The sequence below is a fragment of the Isoptericola sp. b515 genome (genome assembly GCF_030588125.1).
GTDB classification, from domain to species: Bacteria; Actinomycetota; Actinomycetes; order Actinomycetales; family Cellulomonadaceae; genus Isoptericola; species Isoptericola sediminis.
Genome location: NZ_JAUQYR010000004.1, coordinates 355,287 through 374,033, shown reverse-complemented (window position 1 = coordinate 374,033; position 18,747 = coordinate 355,287). Strand labels below are relative to the sequence as shown.

Genomic DNA, 18,747 nt, shown 5'->3' with positions numbered 1-18,747 from the left:
CCCGGGGCGGATGTGCGCCGCCACGCGGTGCTCGGGCGGCCGCCGCCGGGCGGGACGGGGGCGCCGGCGTCGCGCGACGTCGTCGCCACCGTCCGGCCGACCTCTCACCGTATCCACACATGTGCGCCCGGTGCTGCCCCGACCAGCGCCGTCGCGCCCTGACCTCGGGTTCCGGACTCATCGTCCGGTGGGACGGGCGTGAGATTTTGCCGATGATCTGTCTATGGTTGAGTACGGTATGACGATCCCAGAGACAGGACCGAACGCGCCCGCGACCGCCGACACGGCCTCGCGGGCTGACGAGCCCACCCTGACGATCCGACGCCCCGACGTCTCCGACGGCGGCGCCATGTGGCGCGTCGCGCGGGACTCCGGGGAGCTCGATCTCAACTCCTCCTACGCCTACCTGCTGCTGGCCGACCACTTCGGCGACACCTGTCGCATCGCCCTCATGGGTGACGACGTCGTCGGCTTCGTCAGCGGGTACCGGCTGCCGGCCGACCCGACCCGCTACTTCCTGTGGCAGGTCGCGGTCGACGAGCGGGCCCGAGGCCACCGCCTGGCCGGCCGCCTCATCGACGCCGTGATCGACGCCCACCCCGAGGTGACCTCCCTGACGACCACCGTGACCGAGGACAACCAGTCCTCCCGCCGCGTCTTCCAGCGGTGGGCCGAGCAGCGGGGCGGGACCCTGCGCGAGGTCACCGGGTTCGAGGCGCACCACTTCCCGGACGGCCACGAGGCCGAGCCCCTGCTGGTGATCGACGGCTTCCGCTGACCCACCACTTCGGACTGCGCCGGTTCGGCGCGCAGGTGACGACGCAGTCCTGTCCCTTCTTTCACCGCACCGGCGCGCATCATCGAAGGAGTGTCCTCCGTGACAACCCTGTCCGCACCGACCCCCGACGCGTCCTCCCACGACGACCCCACGGGTTTCTCGGCCCTCGAGTCCGAGGTCCGCAGCTACTCCCGTGCCTGGCCCGTGGTGTTCGACCGCGCGACCGGCGCGACGGTCTTTGCCGAAGACGGCACGGCCTACCTGGACTTCTTCGCGGGCGCCGGCTCGCTGAACTACGGGCACAACAACCCGGTGCTGAAGAAGGTCCTGATCGACTACCTCGCCGACGACCGCATGGTCCACTCGCTGGACATGTTCACCACGGCGCGTCGTGAGTTCCTGGAGACCTTCAACTCCCACGTCCTCGAGCCGCGCGGTCTGGACCACAAGGTCATCTTCCCCGGCCCGGGTGGCGCCAACGCCGTCGAGGCGGCGCTCAAGCTCGCCCGCAAGGTGACCGGCCGCGAGTCCGTCATCAACTTCACCAACGCCTTCCACGGCATGACGCTGGGCGCCCTGTCGGTGACCGGTAACTCGATGAAGCGCGGCGGCGCCGGCATCCCCCTGGTGCACGCGACCCCGATGCCGTACGACGACTACCTCAACGGCGCCGAGGACGACTTCGCCTACCTGGAGCGCCTGCTCGGCGACTCCGGCAGCGGTCTCAACGAGCCCGCGGCGATCATCGTCGAGTCGGTGCAGGGCGAGGGCGGCATCAACGCGGCACGCGCCGAGTGGCTGCGCGCCCTGTCCGAGCTCTGCAAGCGTCACGGCATCCTGCTCATCCTGGACGACATCCAGATGGGCTGCGGGCGCACCGGCGGCTTCTTCTCCTTCGAGGAGGCCGGCATCGTCCCCGACATCATCACGCTGTCGAAGTCGATCTCCGGCTACGGCCTGCCGCTGGCGATCACGCTCGTGCGTCCCGAGCTCGACATCTTCGAGCCGGGTGAGCACAACGGCACGTTCCGTGGTTTCGCCCCGGCGTTCGCCACGGCCTCCGAGGCCCTGCGCACCTACTGGTCGGACGACGCCCTGGAGAAGGACGTGCTGGCCAAGGGCAAGATCATCGAGGGCTTCTTCGACGAGATCGTCGCCCGCTACCCGAAGCTGGACCTGGTCAGCAAGGGTCGCGGCCTGGCCCGCGGTCTGCAGTTCCCCGACGGCGAGACGGCCGACAAGGTGACCACCGGCGCGTTCGAGCGCCACATGCTCGTCGAGACCTCCGGTCCCGACGACGAGGTGGTCAAGCTCCTGCCGCCGCTGACGATCACCGAGGACGAGCTGCGCAAGGGTCTGACGATCCTGGACGAGGCCATCACGGAGGCCCTGGGCGCCTGAGCCGCCCGGCCCCGTCGTCCGACCACCGACCACATCTTCGAGGAGGCTCCATGCTCGTTCGCACGCTCGACGAGATCACCGACACCGACGCCGACATCAAGACCGAGAACTGGCGTTCCAAGCGCATCATCCTGGCCAAGGAGGGTGTCGGGTTCTCCGTCCACGAGACCACGCTGTACGCGGGGACGGACAACTACTTCTGGTACGCCAACCACTACGAGGCGGTCTTCATCACCTCGGGTGAGGGCGAGATCGAGGACCTCGCCACCGGTGAGATCCACGAGCTCAAGCCGGGCACGCTGTACCTGCTCAACGACCACGACAAGCACAAGGTGCGGCCGAAGACCGACATCACGTGCGTGTGCGTGTTCAACCCGCCGGTCACCGGCCGCGAGGTGCACGACGCGGACGGCGTGTACCCGCTGATCACCGAGCCGGAGTCCGCCGCCGGCTGACCCCCGCTCCACGTGGACGACCCCCGTGGTCCGCGACCGACTCCGGTGAGTCGGCCCGGACCGCGGGGGTCGTTCTCGTGCGACGGCGGGCCGCCCGGTGCCCGGGCGGCCGGCGTCGTCAGGTGAGCTGGTAGCCGTCCCGGCGCAGCCGGTCGAGCACCGCGGCACAGTGCTCGGGGCCGGTGGTCTCCAGCTGCAGGGTCACGAGCACCTCGGACACCTCGAGCGTGGTGTCGGTGCGCCGGTGGTCGACCCGCACGATGTTGCCCTCGGCGGCCGCCACGGTCTCCAGCAGGGACGCCAGCGCGCCCGGCTCGTCGTCGAGCCGCACCGAGATCTGCAGGTAGCGACCGGCCGCCACGAGCCCGTGCTGGACGACGCGCTGCAGCAGCAGGGGGTCGATGTTCCCGCCGGAGAGCACCGGCACCACCGTCCCGGTGAAGGCGCCCGGCGAGGCCGCGACCGCGGCGACGGCGGCAGCGGCCGCCGGCTCGACGACGAGCTTGCCGCGCTCGGCCACCAGCAGCAGCGCGCGGGACATCTCGGCCTCGGTGACCGTGCGCACCTCGACGCCGAGCCGGTGCAGCACCTCGAACGGCACCTCGCCGGGCATCCCGACGGCGATCCCGTCCGCCATCGTCGACTCCAGGTGGCCGGCGATCGGCCGGCCGGCCGCCAGGGACGCGGGGTAGGCGGCCGCCGTGGCCGCCTGCACGCCGACGACCCGCACGTGCGGGGCCACCTCGGCCAGCACCGTGGCGATACCGGCGACGAGCCCGCCGCCCCCGAGCGGCACGACGACCGTGCCGACGTCGGGCACCTGCTCGAGGATCTCCAGGGCGACGGTGCCCTGCCCGGCGACGACGTCGGCGTGGTCGAAGGGGTGGATGAGGACCTTGCCGGTGCGGGCGGACTCCTCGCGGGCCGCCTCGAGCGCCTCGTCGACGGACTCGCCGAGCTGGCGCACCTCGGCGCCGTAGCCGCGCGTCGCCTCCAGCTTCGGGACGGACGCGCCGACGGGCATGTACACGACCGCCGGGATGCCCAGCATCTGCGCGGCGAGCGCGACGCCCTGGGCGTGGTTGCCGGCGGAGGCCGCGACGACACCGGCGCGCTGCTCCTCGGGGGTCAGCCGGCTGAGCCGGGTGTAGGCGCCGCGGATCTTGAACGATCCGGCGCGTTGCAGGTTCTCGCACTTGAGGACGACGTCGGCGCCCGCGAGCTGGGTCAGCGCCCGGAAGGGGTGTACCGGGGTTCGCGTCACCACCCCGTCGAGCAGCTCGGCGGCTGCCTTGACGTCGGCGAGGGTCACTCGGTCCAGGGGGGTCGGTGAATTCACGTGCCCCAGTATGCGACGACCACGGGGTGATCCACGACGTCGCAGGTCACGTCAGGGGCCGGCGGCACCCGGTCCGGGGCCCGCGTCGTCGCGATCCTCGGAGGTGTCCCGGTTGCCCCGGTTGGACCACAGCAGCGTGCCGGGCAGCTCGGCGAGGGCCTCCCGTCTCAGCAGGGGCACGTGGTCCTCGGTGCCGAGCTCGGGGAACTTGTCGTGGCCGTGCAGGTACTGCACGACGGTGTTGAGCACGGCGGCCAGGGGGACCGCGAAGAGCGCACCGATGAGCCCGGCGACGAGGGTCCCCGACGCCACGACGATGATCACGGCCACGGGGTGGAGCGAGACGGCGTGGCCCATGAGCAGCGGCAGCAGGATGTGGCTCTCGAGCTGCTGCACGAGCAGCACGATGCCGAGCATGATGAGGGCGGCCACCCATCCCTGCGCGACGAGCACCACGGCGGTCGCGATCGCACCCGTGACGATGGCGCCGAGGATCGGGATGAACGAGCCGACGAACACCAGGGTGCCGATCGGCAGCGCGAGCGAGGGCACGAAGAAGGCGGCGCCGATGCCGATGCCGACGCCGTCGACGAGGGCGACGAGGATCTGGGTGCGCACGTAGGACGACAGCGTCACCAGGCCGCGCCGGCCGGCCTGGTGGACGTTCTCCCGGGCGGGCAGGGGCAGCAGGTTGACGATCCAGGCCCAGATGGACCGCCCGTCCTGCAGGAAGAAGATCGTGCAGAAGATCGCGATGATGAAGCCGACCAGCACGTGGCCCACGGTGCTCGCGGCCCCCAGCGCCCCGGAGATGAGGTTGGAGCTCTGGCTCGCGAAGAGGTCCTGCACCTGGTTGGTGTAGTCGGACAGCTGCTGGGAGTCGATGCCGAGCGGCCCGGTGGACAGCCAGTCGAGGAACTCCTGGAAGCCCTGCGTCGCCTGGTCCCACAGGTCCTGGAACCCGGTGACGATCTGGGAGCCGGCGAGCACGACCAGGCCGACGACGAAGGCGATGAACGACAGGATCGACAGCGCGGTGGCCGCTCCGCGCGGGACCCCGATGTTCTCGAGCATCCGACGCATAGGCCGCAGCAGGATCGTCACGAGCAGAGCCACGGCCACGGGCACGGCGATGGTCTTGAGCTGCGCCAGCAGCCAGACGAGCCCGGCGACGGCGGCCGCGATCAGCAGCAGCCGCCAGGACCAGGCCGCCGCGACCCGCACGCTGGCGGGGACGGCGTCGCCGTCCCTGCTCTCGATTCCGCCCGGGCTCGTCACGGCCTCAACCCTAGGCCGCTCCCGGCGCGACCGCCCGGCGATCGCCCCGGCGTCCCCCTGCAGGTCGGGGTGGCCGTCGTCACTCCGCGGGGAGCGTCCCTCGCCGCTGCGGGTGGGGCGTCTCGCCCCGCTCCAGCATGGCCACGAACCGAGCGGCGTGGCGTTCCCGGGTCTCGTCCCGGACCACCGTGGCCAGCCGGTGCAGGATCGCGGAGCGGTTCTGCGCCGTGAGGAGCTCCCAGGCGGCCGTCGCCCGGGGGCTCGCCGCCAGCGCCCGGCTCCACACCGGCGGGACCTCCAGGGTGGCGGCACCACCGTACGCCGCCTCCCACCGACCGTCCTCACGCGCCCGGTCGACCTCCGCCTGACCCCGGGGACGCATCCGCCCCTGGGCGACCAGCCGGTCGACGATCTCCCGGTTGCGCGCGGACCAGCTGCTGCGCCGACGGCGGGGACAGTAGCGCTGCAGGGACGTGTCGGTGTCGCGCGAGCGGGCCTGGGCGTCGATCCAACCGCTGCACAGCGCCTCCTCGAGCGCCTCGTCACGCGTCAGCGAGGTGGGGGCCGGACGGGCCTTGCGGGCGAGCACGACCCAGACGCCCTCGGGGGTGTCGTCCTCGTGGGCGTCGAGCCAGGCCCGCCACGCGGCGGCGTCCGGCAGGAGCAGCGGGTCGCTGGGCTCGGTGGCCATGGATGCCACGGTACCGACGCGTCGGCGTTCGCGGGCGGCGGGCCCTCGCGCGCCGGAGTCCCGCGACGGGCAGACTGTCCACGTCCGTCGTCGCCGACCCGGGAGACACCAGATGTCGTCGGTCGCCCTGTGGGGAGTCATCGTGGCCGGGGTCGTCGTGCTGACCCCGCTCGCCGACCGGGTCCGCGTCCCGCTGCCCGTGCTGCTCACGCTGTTCGGCCTCGCGCTGCCCCTGTTCCCGGCCGTGCCGGCCCTGCGGCTCTCCCCCGACCTCATCCTGCCGGTGGTGCTGCCGCCGCTGCTGTTCGCTGCCACGCAGCGTTCGACGGTGCGGGAGTTCCGCAGCCAGTCCCGGCCGATCCTCCTGACCGCGGTGGGGCTGACCATCGCCTCGGCGGGCGTCGTCGCCGTGGTCGCACACGCCGCCGGTGTCCCCTGGCCGGTCGCGTGGGTGCTGGGAGCGATCGTCGCGCCGCCTGACCCGGTGGCGGCGACCGCCGTGGCCCGGCGGCTGCGCCTGCCCGGCCGGGTCGTGACCGTGCTCGAGGGCGAGGGCATGTTCAACGACGCCACCGCCCTGGTGATGTACCACGTCGCCGTGGCCGCCGTCGTGGCCGGTTCCGTGACGGCCGGGGAGGTCGGGCTCGACCTGCTCCTCGCCGTCGTCGTGGGGGTCGCGGTGGGACTGGCCGGCGGCTGGCTGGGGCACCTGGTGCTCGGCCGCCTGCACGTGCCCGCCGCCGAGACGACCGTGACCATCGCCCTGCCGTTCGCCGCCTACCTGGTGGCCGAGGAGCTGCTGGGGTCGGGTGTGCTGGCGGTCCTCACGCTCGGGCTCGTGCTGCGGTCCGTGTCCCACGCGTCGGTGACCTCAGGGGGCTGGCTGCTCGGTCGGGCCGTGTGGGACTACGCCGACTACCTGATCACCGGGGTCGTGTTCGTGCTCATCGGCTTCGAGCTGACGTCCGTGCTGGACGGCGACCCGGTCTGGTCGACCGCGCTGCCGCTGGCGCTCGCGGTGGTGGCCGTCCTGGTCGTGGTGCGGTTCGCCTGGATGTTCCCCGCCCTGCTGTGGCTGGAGCGCGGGATGGAGGCACGGGCGCGGGCGAAGGGAGCACCCGCGGACGTCGCGGGCGTCGGCGCCTTCACCCGTCGGGAGACGACGGTCGTCTCCTGGGCGGGGATGCGCGGCGTCGTCACGGTGGCCACCGCCCTCGCGCTGCCGCACGTCGTGGACTCCGGAGGGGACTTCCCGATGCGGGACACGGTGGTGTTCGTCGGGCTGGTCGTGGTGCTGGCGACCCTCGTGCTGCAGGGGCTCACGCTGGCACCGGTGGTCCGGCGCCTCGGCGTGGGCCGCACGGGTGACGAGGCGGCGGAGGTCGCCCGGCTGCGCGAGGACGCGACGGTGGCGGCGCTGGAGGCCGTCCGCGTCCGGTCCGACGTCCCCGCGCCGGTCAGGGAGGCGGTCGCGCTGCAGTACGAGGGGTACCTGACCGCGCAGCGGGCGCTGGCCCGGGCGCGGGCCCAGGGCGACGGCACGGAACGCTACGGCGAGCAGGTCGACGCGCTGCTGCACGACGCCGTGGAGGTGGAGCGCGACGTCTGCGTCCGCGCACGCAACGAGGGTCTGGTCAGCCCCGAGGTGGCGGACGAGGTGCTCGCCGACGTCGAGGCACGTGCGGTGCGCGACCTCGACTGACCCCGAGCCCCGGCGTCGTGGGCATGAGATCTGCCGTCGTGGACCGGTCCAGAGCTGCAGATTCCATGCCCGCAGCGGGCGGAACAGCGACGGCGGGTCCGGCGTTGTCGCCATCGGGCGGAGTGACCCGCCCGAGTCAGGAGGAACCATGATCTTCGAGTACCTGTTCGGCGCCGGCAAGACGACGATGGTCGCCCCGGAGGACGCGCTGCCCGGGCGGGAGGCGCCGGTGCTGGCCGCGCCGCGTCCGCACACCGTGCTCGGCACCTCGATCGTCGGCCCGTGGGAGCCCGGCACCCGCGTGCTGTACGTCGCGATGGGCTGTTTCTGGGGGTCCGAGGAGATCTACTGGCAGGTCCCCGGGGTCGTGAGCACCGCCGTCGGCTACATGGGCGGCACGACGCCGAACCCCGTCTACGAGGAGGTCTGCACCGCGCGGACCGGCCACACCGAGACCACGATGGTCGCCTACGACCCGACGAAGGTGTCCGAGGAGGAGCTGCTGCGGATCTTCTGGGAGCGGCACGACCCGACGCAGGGCTACCGCCAGGGCAACGACGTGGGCACCGAGTACCGCTCGGCGATCTACTGGACGACGCCGGAGCAGGCCGACGCGGTCCGGTCCACGGCGGAGCGCTACGCCGAGGTGCTGGCCGCGCGGGGCTACGACCCGATCACCACCGAGATGCGGCCCGCCGCCGAGGCGGGGCCGTTCTACTACGCCGAGGACTACCATCAGCAGTACCTGTCCCCGGCGAAGAACCCGCACGGCTACCGCTGCCACGCGACGACCGGGGTGCCGTTCCCGGACGCCGCCTGAGACCACCACCACGACGGCTCGTCCCCTCCGGCGAGGGGGCGGGCCGTCGTGCCGCGCGCCTGTCGGTGCCGGCTGCGACGATCGACCTGTGCTGCTCGACGAGCTCGTCCGCACCCACGCCGCGGTCGCCGCGACGCGCTCCCGTCTGCGCAAGCGCGAGCTGCTGGCCGCGGCCCTGCGCGACGCCGCTCCCCCGCCCGCGACCGCGCCGGAGGGTGACGACGCCGACGAGATCGAGATCGTCGCCGCCTACCTGTCCGGCCGCCCACGACAGCGCCGTACCGGCATCGGCTGGCGGACCCTCGCCGACCTGCCGCCTGCGACGGACGTCGCCACGCTGACCCCCGCCGAGGTCGACGCCGCCCTGTCCGCGATGCAGGCCCTCGAGGGCGCGGGCTCCCACACGACGCGCTCGCAGGCCTTCACCGAGCTGTTCTCCCGCGCCACCGCCGACGAGCAGCGGTTCCTGTCCGGCCTGCTGCGCGGCGAGCTCCGTCAGGGCGCCCTGGACTCGCTCCTCCTCGACGCCATCGCCGCGGCGGCCGACGTGCCCGTCAAGGCCGTCCGTCGCGCGGCGATGTTCTCCGCGGTGTCCGGACCGATCGCCCGCGCCGCGTTGACCGGAGGTGCGTCGGCGTTGGAGAGCTTCCGGCTGCAGGTCGGGCGGCCCGTCCGCCCGATGTTGGCGTCGTCAGCGCCCGACGTCGGCGCGGCCGCCGAGCGCTTCGCCGGCGCCGCCGTGGCCGCGGACGTGAAGCTCGACGGCATCCGCGTCCAGGTCCACGTCACCGGCGACGACGTCGCCGTGTTCACCCGCTCGCTCGACGACATCACCGACCGGCTGCCCGAGGTCGTCACCCTGGCACAGTCCCTCGACGTGGAGGCCGCCGTGCTCGACGGCGAGGCACTCGCCCTCGACGAGGCCGGCCGCCCCCGCCCGTTCCAGGAGACGGCGTCACGCACCGGGACCCACGAGGCCGACCCGGCGTCGAGCCTGCCGCTGACCGTCCGGTTCTTCGACCTGCTGCACCTGGACGGGACCGACCTGGTCGACGCCCCGGCCCGCGAGCGCCTGGCCGCGCTCGACCGCGCCGTCCCGGCCGACGCCGTCGTCCCCCGGGTCGTCGACGCCGACGCCGGGGCACTGCAGGAGTTCTTCGACGAGGTCGTGGGCGCCGGCCACGAAGGCCTCGTCGTCAAGGACCTCGATGCCCCGTACGCCGCCGGCAAGCGCGGGGCCGCCTGGGTCAAGGTCAAGCCCCGGCACACCCTCGACCTGGTGGTGCTCGCCGTCGAGCAGGGGTCGGGGCGCCGTCAGGGCTGGCTGTCGAACATCCACCTCGGGGCGCGCGACCCGGAGAGCGGCGGGTTCGTCATGCTCGGCAAGACGTTCAAGGGGATGACCGACGAGATGCTCGCCTGGCAGACCGAGCGGTTCACGGAGCTCGCCGAGGGGCCGACCGACGGGTACGTCGTGCAGGTGCGTCCCGAGCAGGTCGTCGAGATCGCGTTCGACGGCGTCCAGCGCTCCACCCGCTACCCCGGCGGCGTCGCCCTGCGCTTCGCCCGGGTGGTGCGCTACCGCGACGACAAAACCGCTGCCGAGGCCGACACGATCGACGCGGTGCGCGGGCTGCTGACAGGCTCCGGCACGTCAAACGACTGAGCATTGCCGCGGTTCGGTCATTGGGTCAGAGCCCTACGGAATCAGCCCCGAACTCAGCCTGCGCCCGGGTGTACCCCTCGAACTCCAGCTGGTCGATAAGCCCCGCACGCGAGAAGTTGGTGTAGTCGAGATAGTCCTCGGCACTCCTGGCAGCCTGCTTCTTCCAGTTCACGCTGATTTGGTTCACCGCATGCTCAGCATGCTTCGTCGGATACCCCTCGAACTCCAGCTGCTCGATCAGCCCCGACTTCGAGAACGCCGTGTAGTCGAGATAGTCCTCTGCGCTCCGGACTGCCTGCTCCCGCCAGTTCACCTTGACCTGATTCACGGCGTACCTGGCGTCCTTCGTGGAGTAGCCCTCGAACTCCAGCTGCTCGATCAGCCCCGACTTCGAGAACGCCGTGTAGTCGAGATAGTCCTCTGCGGCGCCCCGGGCGTTCGCCTGGGACACGCTCTCCTCAGGCTCTTCGCCGGGCTCGTCCTCGACAGCGGTCTCGTCATCCGCCTCGTTCGTCGACTCCTCTCCCGAGGTGTCGACGGCGTCCTCCGCTTCGTTCGTCCGGTCGGGGTCCTCGGGCTCGGGCTCGGGGCTTTGCCTTGAGGAGTCCTCCTGAGTGACGGCGGAGGCAGCGTTCTCGACGGGATCGTCGAGCGGAACGCCACATCCCGCGAGCAGCAGGGCGGTTGCACCGCCGGCCACCAGGGTCACGAGCCGGGTTCGCACAGCAGCCACTCCTTCGTCGCAGGTCCTGCTGCTCATCCCAGCACTCCCCCACGCCCGGGGCAGGCCCGCCCGAGGGTGAATTGGGCGAGCGAGCCACTCTGACGAGGAAGTTCACCCCCTACCAGGGCCTTCAGCGCCGCTTGCCCCGCCCCTTGGACCCGCCGGCACGGCCGCGGCGGCCGCCTGGGGGCGCTCCACGGCGAGCGCCCGGCGCTCCCCCGCGTCTCCCGGACTGCCCGGAGGTCTTCGCGGCCCCGGCCGAGGCCTTCTTGCCGCTAGCGGCCTTCGTCGACGCCCGCGCGGACTCGCCCGCCCGGCCGCGCGAGCTGTTGGCGGTGCGGCCGCGCACGATGCCCACCATCTCCTCGACGAGCTCCCCGGTCTCCTCGGACAGTCCGTCACGCAGCCAGACCAGGCCGACCGGCGCCTCGGGCCCCTCGTCGAGCACCCGGTGCACGACGTCCTTGCGCCGGTGCAGCCGCGCCAGGGACATGGGCACGACCACCACGCCGCTGCCGGTGGCGGCCCAGGCGATCGCTTCCGCCGTCGTGGCCGGTGCCGGCGTCACCAGGGTCCCGGTGCCGTCGTCGTACGGCTCGGGCGCCCGGCCGGGCCGGGGCTCGTCCCCGGTGAAGAGCACGTCGTCGTCCGGCACCCAGAGCACGTCCTCGGCGAGGTCCGCGGGCGTGACGTGCTCGGACTCCTCGGTGGCGGCCAGCAGGTGGTCCCGGGCGACCACCACCATCGGCACCTCGTCGTACAGCGCGATGGCGTGGAACTCGTCCTTGTCGACAGGCAGCCGGGCGATCGCGGCCTCCACCGTCCGTTCGCGCAGCGCCGTCGTGGCGTCGGCCGACTCCACCGGGACGAGATCCAACGGCACGCGCGGCAGACGCTGCTCCCACGTGCGGGCCCACTTGCCCGGGGTCGCACCCGGGACGAACCCCAGGCGGAACCGCGGGCCCGGGTCCACGCTGGGGTCGGCGTCGTCGGGCCGTTCGGGCCGGGTGTCCTCGCTCACGTGGCCAGGTTACGGTGCGGCGGCACGCGGCCCGCCCGACTACCCTGGGCGCATGGCCGGAACACCCTTCTCCCAGCAGGTCCTCAAGCCGACGAACGCCGCGAAGCGCCTCGGCGTCTACCTGCCCGCCACGCCGGCGGAGTTCCAGGAGAAGGGCATCACCCGCGCCGAGCTGGAGCAGCTCGAGCAGAACCCGCCGGAGTGGCTCGAGGAGCTGCGCCGCAACGGTCCGCACCCGCGCCCGGTCGTGGCCGGCCGCCTCGGCATCTCCATCGGCGGGCTAGCGCGCGGCGGCATCACCGAGCCGCTGACCACCGAGCAGATCGACGAGCTGCGCGAGGACCCGCCGGCGTGGCTGGTCCAGGAGCGCGAGACCGCCGCGAAGGTCCGCGCCGAGGAGGAGCGGGTCGCCGCGGAGCGCAAGCGCGAGTCCTGATCAGTCGCGGGAGGTGACCCGGTCGGTGTGCCCCAGCGCCATGTCCGGCGCGACGGCGTCCCGCACCGCCTTCTTCAGCGGCGGGATCTCCGGGAAACCGCCCTCGGCCTTGCGGTCCCACAGCAGCATCGGCTCCTCGCCCGGTGACCGGACCAGCTCCACGCGGAACACGCCGTCCGTGCCCGGCACCAGCGCGACCTCCCCGAGCCCGGTGCGGAACGTCTGCAGCAGCTCCTGGGCGACCCACGCCGCGCGCATCAACCACCGGCACTGCGTGCAGTAGGTGATGGTCACGCGGGCGTCCGACGACGTGGCTTCGGTCATGCGCCCAGACTACGGTCGGTGCCGTGACATCCCCCGCCGACCTGCCCCCGACCGTGACCGCCGTGCTCGACCGCCTCGTGCCCTGGCCCGACGACGGCACCCGCGCCGACGGCCCGGTCGCGGTGGACGCCACCGACCGGCTGCTGCTCGCCGAGGCCGCGGAGTCGATCGGCCGGGCCGGGCCGGGGGACGTGGTCGTCGTCGGGGACCGGTTCGGCGCCCTCACCCTGGGGGCCCTGGCCCTGGGAGCCCCGGACGTCCGGGTGCACACCGACGCCCTCGACGCCGAGCAGGCGGTGCGGCACCACCTCGACCTGGAGCCGGCCGAGGTCCGAGACCGGGTCACGATCCACGACACCCTGGGCACCGCGCTGCTGGCCGGCGCCCGGATCGTGCTGCTGCAGCTGCCGAAGGGCCTGGCCGAGCTCACCGAGACCGTCGAGGCCGTCGCACGCCACGGTGCCGACGACGCCACGCTGCTGGCCGGCGGGCGGCTGAAGCACATGACCCGCGCGATGAACGACGTGCTCGGCGACCGGTTCACCGAGGTCCGCGCCACCCTGGCGCGCAGCAAGTCCCGCGCCCTGGTGGCGTCCCGCCCGCGCCCGGAGGCCCGGACGGCCGACCCGCTGTACCCGGTCCACGAGAGCCTGACCGACCCCGAGCTGCTCGCGGCGGCGTCCCCGACCGACGGCGGCGCGGCCCCCGACCGGATCGAGGTCGTGGCGCACGGCGGCACCTTCGCGGGGGCGGCCCTGGACCACGGCAGCCGGTTCCTGCTGAGCACCGCCGGGTACTGGCCCGCCGCCGCGCGCGTGCACGACGCGGTCGACCTCGGGTGCGGTACCGGGCTGCTGTCGGTGGTGCTCGCCCACCGCTACCCGCAGGCGCGGGTCGTGGCGACCGACCGGTCGGCCGCCGCGGTGTCGTCGGCGCGCGAGACCCTGGCGGCCAACGGCGTGACGGGCGTGGTCACCCGGGACGACGCCGGGGCCGGCCTGCCGGACGAGAGCGCCGACGTCGTGCTGCTCAACCCGCCCTTCCACGACCGTGCCGCGATGAGCACGGAGGCGGCGTACCGCATGTTCGCCACGGCAGGCCGGATCCTGCGTCCGGGCGGGGAGCTGTGGTGCGTGTACAACACGCGGCTGCGCTACCGCGGGTCCATCGGGCGCGCGGTCGGCCCCACGGACCACGTCGCCCAGGACCCGCGCTTCACGGTCACCCGCTCCCGCAAGCCCTGAGGCGCGACCCCGCGCTCTGTCGTCGCACGGTGGTGCGGGGAGGCCCGTGCCCGGTCGTCACACCCGAAGTGGAGGTCGCGCAGCGACCGTGAACGCGACCGGGCACGGGCCTCCCCGCACCGCAGGAATCAGCTCACTTGACGTCGACGACGTCCACGACGAACACCAGGGTCGCGCCGCCGGGGATGCCGGCCTGCGGCACGCCGCGCTGGCCGTAGCCGTGCTCGGACGGGATGGACAGCAGGACGCGGTCGCCGACGTTGCGGCCGACGAGGCCCTTGTCCCAGCCGCCGATGACGGCGCCGACGCCGATCGGGAAGTCGATGGTCTGCCCGCGGTCCCAGGAGTTGTCGAACATCTCCCCGCCCCAGGTCTGGCCGTAGTAGTTGACGACGATGGTGCGGCCGGCGTCGACGACGGGGCCGGAGCCCTCCTCGAGCACCTGGACCTGCAGGCCGGCGGGGGCGTCGCCCTCGGGGAAGGTGATCTGCGGCTTGTCGCCGAAGGAACCGGTGGCGGTGGGCAGCGTGGTCATGGTGGTACCTCACGGTCGGGTGCAGGGGAGCCGACGGCGGTGCGCCGGTCGGCGAGTCACGGTTCAGCCTACGACGGCCCCTCCAACGCCGCGGCCTTGGCCTCCAGCACTCCCCGTTCGCGATCGTTGCCGCACAGCCGGGCGGCGAGCTCCAGCTCGGCCCGCGCCTCCGCCCGCCGGCCGAGGCGCGTCAGCAGCTCGCCGCGGACGCTGGGCAGCAGGTAGGTCCCGGTGATCACCTCGCGGGCGGCGAGGTCGTCCACGATCTCCAGCGCGGCGGCCGGCCCGGACGCCATCGACACCGCCACGGCCCGGTTGAGCTCGACGACCGGGGAGGGCGCCACGCGGCCCAGGGCCTCGTAGAGGACGACGATGCGGTCCCAGTCGGTGGCGTCGACGGACGGCGCCGTGTCGTGCTGCTCCGCGATCGCGGCCTGCAGACCGTAGGGACCCAGACCCCGCCCGGCTCCGGCCGCCCGGACCAGTGCGGCCCGGCCGCGCCGGATCGCCCCGGCGTCCCAGCGACGACGGTCCTGGTCGGCCAGCAGCACCGGCTCCCCGCCCGGGCCGGTGCGGGCCGGGAACCGCGCGGCCGTCAGCTCGAGCAGGGCCAGCAGCCCGGACGCCTCGGGCTCGTCGGGGACCAGACGTTCCAGGACCCGGGCGAGCCGGATCGCCTCGCGGGCGAGGTCGGTGCGGATCCAGTCCTCCCCGGCCGACGCCGTGGAGCCTTCGGTGAAGATCAGGTACACCACGCTGAGCACGGAGCCCAGGCGCTCGGTGCGGTCCGCGGCGGGCGGCACCTCGAAGGGCACCCGGGCCGCCGCCAGCGTCTTCTTGGCCCGGGTGATGCGCGCCTGGACCGTCGCCCGGGGCAGCAGGAACGCCCGGGCGATCTCGTCGCTGGACAGTCCGCCGACGACGCGCAGGGTCAGCGCCACGCGCGCCTCCGTGGACAGCACCGGGTGGCAGGCGGTGAAGATCAGCGCGAGCCGGTCGTCCTCGATCCGGTCCGGGTCCCACAGCAGGTCCGGCTCCTCGCCGCCCGACGGCGCGGCCCCGGCGTGCGCCTCCCCCTCGCCGAGCTCGTGCCCGAGCACGGCGTACCGCTCGTCACGCCCGGCACGACGGCGGAACGCGTCGATGGCACGGCGACGAGCGGTGGTGAGCAGCCACGCCGTGGGGTCGCGGGGGCGGCCGTCGCGCGGCCAGGCGACCAGGGCCTCGGCGAGCGCCTCCTGGGCGACGTCCTCGGCGAGCGCGAAGTCACCCGTGTACCGGGCCAGGGCACCGACGATCCGTGGCGCGTCGATGCGCCACGTCGCCTCGACGGCGCGCCGCGCGGTGTCGGGGCCGCCGTCGGCCCCGACACCGCGGCGCGCGTCCGGGGGACCGTCGTCGGGCACCGGTGCACCGCCCTCGTCCCCGAGCGGACGGCTCACTTCGTCCCGAGCCGGCGACGCCACTCCTTCTCCTTCTGGATCCACTCGTCGTCGGCCGGGAAGTCCTCCTCGCCGGTCACCCGACGGACCTCGAGCTTCGTGCCCGGGCCGCTCAGCGGGGCCCGCTTGGCCCACTCGACCGCCTCGGCGACGTCCGCGACGTCGAGGATCCAGAAGCCGTTGAACAGCTCCTTGGTCTCCCCGTACGGGCCGTCGGTGACGACGGGGGTCTCGGTGGAGAAGTCGACGACGGCGCCCTCGGAGGCGTCGGCGAGCCCCTCGCCGGCGACGAGCACACCGGCGTCCATCATCGACTCGTTGTAGCGCCCCATGGCGGCGATGACCTCCGAGAAGTCCATCTCCTCGAAGTCCGCCCGACCTTCGTCGGTGCCGCGCATGATCAGCATGTACTTGGTCATGTCCCTCATCTCCTCCGATGTCCGGGCCTCTTGTCCGAGACCTTCTCACCCCCCAGGTCGAACGGGACACCCCAGGATCGACACGGCACGGCAGATCGGCGACGATTCTTCCGATCGCGCCGCATCGCCGCAGTTCACGGGCCTGCTTCCGCAGACTCCGGGCTCCGGGAGCCCGCCGGAAACGTCTTTCCGACACGTCACAACTGTGTGAATCTTCTCGCTCCAGCACAGGGGGAAGTGGCGCACCGCCCCCGGGGCGACGCACTCTGGGTCCATGACGCTCGATGCCCAGGCACCACCGCCGACAGACGGACGCAGCACGTTCCCCGCGATCGCGGAGTACGCCTTCCTGTCCGACTGCGAGACGAACGCCCTCGTGGCGCCGAGCGGAGCGGTCGAGTGGATGTGTGTTCCACGCCCCGACTCCCCCAGCGTCTTCACCTCCCTGCTCGACCGCGGGGCCGGCCACTTCCGGGTCGGGCCGCACGGGGTGCGCGTCCCCGTGGCGCGCCGCTACATCCCCGGCACCCTGATCCTCGAGACCACGTGGCAGACGAGCACCGGCTGGCTGGTCGTGCGCGACGCGATGGTCATGGGACCGTGGCACAACCTGCACGAGCGGTCGCAGACGCACCGGCGCACGCCGACCGACCACGACGCCGAGCACGTGCTGCTGCGCACCGTGAAGTGCGTCTCCGGCAAGGTCGACCTCGAGGTCGTGTGCTCGCCGATGTCGGACTACGCGCGCTACGAGCCGGACTGGGAGTACGTCGACGAGGGCTACTCCTCCGTCACCGCCCGGACCGGCGACGCGAACCCGGACCTGCGCCTCAGCTCCAGCCTGCGGTTCGGGCTCGAGGGCCGTCGTGCCCAGGCACGCACCCGGATGGAGGAGGGCGACACCCACTTCGTCGCTCTGGCCTGGTCACCGCTGCCGGCGCCCACGTCGTTCGACGAGGCCGCCGAGAAGATGTGGCGGACCGAGCAGTTCTGGCGCGACTGGATCACCCAGGGCTTCTTCCCCGACCATCCCTGGCGCATCTACCTGCAGCGCTCGGCACTCACTCTCAAGGGTCTGACCTACGCCCCCTCCGGCGCGCTGCTGGCCGCCGCGACGACGTCCCTGCCGGAGACCCCCGGCGGCGAGCGCAACTGGGACTACCGGTACGCCTGGATCCGCGACTCGACGTTCGCCCTGTGGGGCCTGTACACGCTCGGGCTCGACCGGGAGGCGAACGACTTCTTCGCCTTCATCCAGGACGCCTGTCAGGACAACAAGCAGCTCCAGATCATGTACGGCGTCGACGGCGAGGAGGAGCTCAAGGAGACCGAGCTCACCCACCTGACGGGATACGAGGGGGCGCAACCCGTCCGGGTGGGCAACGCCGCGTACGACCAGAGCCAGCACGACGTCTGGGGCGCCGTGCTGGACTCGGTCTACCTGCACACCCGCAACCGGGAGCAGCTGCCGGAGGCGTTGTGGCCGGTGCTCAAGCGGCAGGTCGAGGAGGCCGCCAAGCACTGGCACCTGCCCGACCGAGGGATCTGGGAGGTGCGCGGCCAGCCGCAGCACTTCACCTCCTCCAAGCTCATGTGCTGGGTGGCCCTCGACCGCGGTGCCCGCCTGGCCCGGCTGTACGACGAGCCGGACTTCGCCGAGCAGTGGCAGAAGCTGGCCGACGAGATCCACGCCGACATCTGCTCCAAGGGGGTGGACGAGCGCGGCGTGTTCACCCAGCGCTACGGCGACGACTCGCTGGACGCCTCGCTGCTGCTGGTGCCGCTGCTGCGCTTCCTGCCCCCGGACGACGAGCGTGTCCGCGCCACCGTGCGAGCGATCGCCGAGGAGCTCACCGAGGACGGACTGGTCCTGCGCTACCGCACCGACGACACCGATGATGGCATGGACGGCGACGAGGGCACCTTCACGATCTGCTCGTTCTGGCTGGTCTCGGCGCTGTGCGAGATCGGCGAGATCGACGAGGCCCGCACGCTGTGCGAACGGCTGCTGTCCTTCGGGTCGTCGCTGAACCTGTACGCGGAGGAGCTCGACCCGCGCACGGGACGGCACCTGGGTAACTTCCCGCAGGCGTTCACGCACCTGGCCCTGATCAACGCTGTCATGCACGTGATCCGCGCGGAGGACGACCCGGGCGACCACCGGGCGTTCCGCACCCCCAGCCGCGCCTGACGCGGGTCAGGACGATCCCCGGCGAGTCAGGCCGATCCCCCGCGGGTCAGGACGATCTCCCGCGGGTCAGGGCGGTCTGCGGCGAGTCAACCCGCCGAGCGACGGGTTCGCGCCCGGACCCGCGTCCTGACTCGGCCCGATCCGTACTGACTCGGCCCGATCCGTACTGACCCGGCCCGATCCGTACTGACTCGCGGAGGTGGGACGACGACGGCCGGGCACCCTGTGCAGGGTGCCCGGCCGTCGGACGTTCAGCGCGCCGGTGCGGGCCGGCGAGGAGT

At 72.9% G+C, this 18,747-nt stretch carries 18 protein-coding genes; 9 read left to right on the top strand and 9 right to left on the bottom strand.

All coding sequences use genetic code 11. The features are described from left to right. Nucleotides 1-238: 238 nt before the first annotated feature. From ectA to Q6350_RS13670, 3 genes are all read left to right on the top strand, one after another. A complete protein-coding gene (ectA, locus tag Q6350_RS13680; RefSeq protein WP_171246968.1) occupies nucleotides 239-778 on the top strand; it encodes a diaminobutyrate acetyltransferase in 540 nt (179 codons plus the stop codon). A gap of 99 nt (nucleotides 779-877) precedes the next feature. Further along, a complete protein-coding gene (gene ectB / locus Q6350_RS13675) occupies nucleotides 878-2,179 on the top strand; it encodes a diaminobutyrate--2-oxoglutarate transaminase (protein WP_370375399.1) in 1,302 nt (433 codons plus the stop codon). 50 nt (nucleotides 2,180-2,229) lie between these two features. Beyond that, nucleotides 2,230-2,634, top strand: coding sequence for an ectoine synthase (locus tag Q6350_RS13670; protein WP_171246969.1), 405 nt, complete (start codon nucleotides 2,230-2,232; stop codon nucleotides 2,632-2,634). A 118-nt stretch (nucleotides 2,635-2,752) separates the two neighbouring features. Here the strand turns inward: Q6350_RS13670 and ilvA are convergent, their stop codons facing one another. From ilvA to Q6350_RS13655, 3 genes are all read right to left on the bottom strand, one after another. Next, a complete protein-coding gene (gene ilvA, locus Q6350_RS13665; protein ID WP_171246970.1) occupies nucleotides 2,753-3,973 on the bottom strand; it encodes a threonine ammonia-lyase in 1,221 nt (406 codons plus the stop codon). A gap of 51 nt (nucleotides 3,974-4,024) precedes the next feature. Continuing rightward, nucleotides 4,025-5,251, bottom strand: coding sequence for an AI-2E family transporter (locus Q6350_RS13660; protein ID WP_305066473.1), 1,227 nt, complete (start codon nucleotides 5,249-5,251; stop codon nucleotides 4,025-4,027). A 79-nt stretch (nucleotides 5,252-5,330) separates the two neighbouring features. Then, the gene (locus Q6350_RS13655) at nucleotides 5,331-5,942 is read right to left on the bottom strand and encodes a YdeI family protein (RefSeq protein WP_304603267.1); all 612 of its coding nucleotides are present in this window, start codon (nucleotides 5,940-5,942) and stop codon (nucleotides 5,331-5,333) included. 112 nt (nucleotides 5,943-6,054) lie between these two features. Between Q6350_RS13655 and Q6350_RS13650 the strand changes: the two genes are divergently transcribed. The 3 genes from Q6350_RS13650 to Q6350_RS13640 all read left to right on the top strand — a co-directional run bounded on the left by Q6350_RS13650 (nucleotide 6,055) and on the right by Q6350_RS13640 (nucleotide 10,130). Beyond that, nucleotides 6,055-7,644 (top strand): Na+/H+ antiporter, encoded by a 1,590-nt coding sequence (locus Q6350_RS13650; RefSeq protein ID WP_304607616.1) that lies wholly within the window; start codon nucleotides 6,055-6,057, stop codon nucleotides 7,642-7,644. 148 nt (nucleotides 7,645-7,792) lie between these two features. Beyond that, nucleotides 7,793-8,464 (top strand): peptide-methionine (S)-S-oxide reductase MsrA, encoded by a 672-nt coding sequence (gene msrA / locus Q6350_RS13645; protein WP_304607615.1) that lies wholly within the window; start codon nucleotides 7,793-7,795, stop codon nucleotides 8,462-8,464. Between the two features lie 88 nt (nucleotides 8,465-8,552). Then, entirely contained in the window at nucleotides 8,553-10,130 is a 1,578-nt protein-coding gene (locus tag Q6350_RS13640; RefSeq protein ID WP_305066471.1) for an ATP-dependent DNA ligase, read from the top strand. A gap of 25 nt (nucleotides 10,131-10,155) precedes the next feature. On the opposite strand, the gene Q6350_RS13635 is transcribed toward Q6350_RS13640, so the two are convergent. Both Q6350_RS13635 and Q6350_RS13630 read right to left on the bottom strand, forming a co-directional pair. Beyond that, nucleotides 10,156-10,890 (bottom strand): Ltp family lipoprotein, encoded by a 735-nt coding sequence (locus Q6350_RS13635; protein WP_305066470.1) that lies wholly within the window; start codon nucleotides 10,888-10,890, stop codon nucleotides 10,156-10,158. A gap of 94 nt (nucleotides 10,891-10,984) precedes the next feature. Further along, nucleotides 10,985-11,875, bottom strand: a complete 891-nt coding sequence (locus tag Q6350_RS13630) for a LysR substrate-binding domain-containing protein (protein WP_305066469.1) — start codon at nucleotides 11,873-11,875, stop codon at nucleotides 10,985-10,987. Between the two features lie 52 nt (nucleotides 11,876-11,927). On the opposite strand from Q6350_RS13630, the gene Q6350_RS13625 reads away from it, so the two are divergent. After that, complete coding sequence (locus Q6350_RS13625; RefSeq protein ID WP_171246976.1) at nucleotides 11,928-12,311, top strand: DUF5997 family protein; 384 nt, start codon at nucleotides 11,928-11,930, stop codon at nucleotides 12,309-12,311. Here Q6350_RS13625 and Q6350_RS13620 read toward each other — a convergent pair whose 3' ends face one another. Continuing rightward, nucleotides 12,312-12,635, bottom strand: a complete 324-nt coding sequence (locus Q6350_RS13620; protein ID WP_304603258.1) for a SelT/SelW/SelH family protein — start codon at nucleotides 12,633-12,635, stop codon at nucleotides 12,312-12,314. It lies immediately after the preceding gene. 23 nt (nucleotides 12,636-12,658) lie between these two features. Here Q6350_RS13620 and Q6350_RS13615 point away from each other — a divergent pair, with 23 nt between their 5' ends. Beyond that, on the top strand, nucleotides 12,659-13,879 hold the full coding sequence (locus Q6350_RS13615) for a methyltransferase (protein ID WP_304603257.1): 1,221 nt from the start codon (nucleotides 12,659-12,661) through the stop codon (nucleotides 13,877-13,879). Nucleotides 13,880-14,012: 133 nt separating this feature from the next. Here the strand turns inward: Q6350_RS13615 and Q6350_RS13610 are convergent, their stop codons facing one another. From Q6350_RS13610 to Q6350_RS13600, 3 genes are all read right to left on the bottom strand, one after another. Next, a complete protein-coding gene (locus Q6350_RS13610; protein ID WP_171246978.1) occupies nucleotides 14,013-14,414 on the bottom strand; it encodes an FKBP-type peptidyl-prolyl cis-trans isomerase in 402 nt (133 codons plus the stop codon). 68 nt (nucleotides 14,415-14,482) lie between these two features. Next, nucleotides 14,483-15,727: an RNA polymerase sigma factor gene (locus Q6350_RS13605; protein ID WP_305066490.1), complete on the bottom strand. Its 1,245-nt coding sequence runs from the start codon at nucleotides 15,725-15,727 to the stop codon at nucleotides 14,483-14,485. A 125-nt stretch (nucleotides 15,728-15,852) separates the two neighbouring features. Then, entirely contained in the window at nucleotides 15,853-16,275 is a 423-nt protein-coding gene (locus tag Q6350_RS13600; protein WP_304603255.1) for a YciI family protein, read from the bottom strand. 274 nt (nucleotides 16,276-16,549) lie between these two features. On the opposite strand from Q6350_RS13600, the gene Q6350_RS13595 reads away from it, so the two are divergent. Beyond that, nucleotides 16,550-18,466 (top strand): glycoside hydrolase family 15 protein, encoded by a 1,917-nt coding sequence (locus Q6350_RS13595; protein ID WP_304603254.1) that lies wholly within the window; start codon nucleotides 16,550-16,552, stop codon nucleotides 18,464-18,466. Nucleotides 18,467-18,747 lie beyond the last annotated feature (281 nt).